Source organism: Halobellus sp. Atlit-38R, assembly GCF_003665925.1.
In the GTDB taxonomy this organism is placed as follows: Archaea; Halobacteriota; Halobacteria; order Halobacteriales; family Haloferacaceae; genus Haloquadratum; species Haloquadratum inordinatus.
Genome location: NZ_QXIJ01000134.1, coordinates 1 through 599, shown reverse-complemented (window position 1 = coordinate 599; position 599 = coordinate 1). Strand labels below are relative to the sequence as shown.

Sequence of the window (599 nt, the reverse complement as noted above, 5' to 3'; positions counted from 1 at the left end):
CGTGAAGTACAGCGTCGTGTACGTCGCGACGCTCATCGCGCTCGGCCAGGTCGGCGTCCAGACGCTCGCGCTCATCGTGCTGCTCGCGGCGTACGCGTTCGCGCTCGTGCTGTTCGCCGCGCGCGCGACGAAGGACCTGGTCGCCTCGGCCGCGGCCGGCGTCTTCCTCCTCCTCCGCCAGCCGTACGGCATCGGCGACGAGGTGCGTGTCGCCGGCGAGCGCGGCGTCGTCCAAGAGGTTGACCTCTTCGTCACCCACATCGAGACGGACGGTGAGGAGCACGTCCTCCCGAACCACGCGGTGTTCCGCGAAGGGATCGTGCTGATCCGGGAGTAGCACCGCCACGGCAGGCGATCCGCGACCGGTCCGTCTCCCCTCGTCACCCGTTCCCACGATATGAAAGTCGTCGGCCCGGTATAACCCGACGCGCCGCCAACGGGGAAGCATGAACCCCGACACCGCGAGCGTCGCCTGCGACGGCTGGGACGGCAGCGAGTGCGAGGGGACGCCCCACTGCCCCCCGCGCTGTCCGCGGTTCGTCGACAAGGAGGGCACGCGCTGGACGATCCGGCCGGCGAGAGACGCCGACGAGCCGTTC

1 protein-coding gene and 1 pseudogene are annotated in these 599 nt (G+C 70.5%); both read left to right on the top strand.

Going from position 1 to position 599, the window contains the following annotated elements:
* A partial coding sequence (locus D3D02_RS18535) for a mechanosensitive ion channel domain-containing protein (RefSeq protein ID WP_147435726.1) occupies nucleotides 1-337 on the top strand: 337 nt, incomplete at its 5' end.
* Between the two features lie 109 nt (nucleotides 338-446).
* Nucleotides 447-599, top strand: a pseudogene (locus D3D02_RS18530) (GNAT family N-acetyltransferase); the annotation flags it as partial.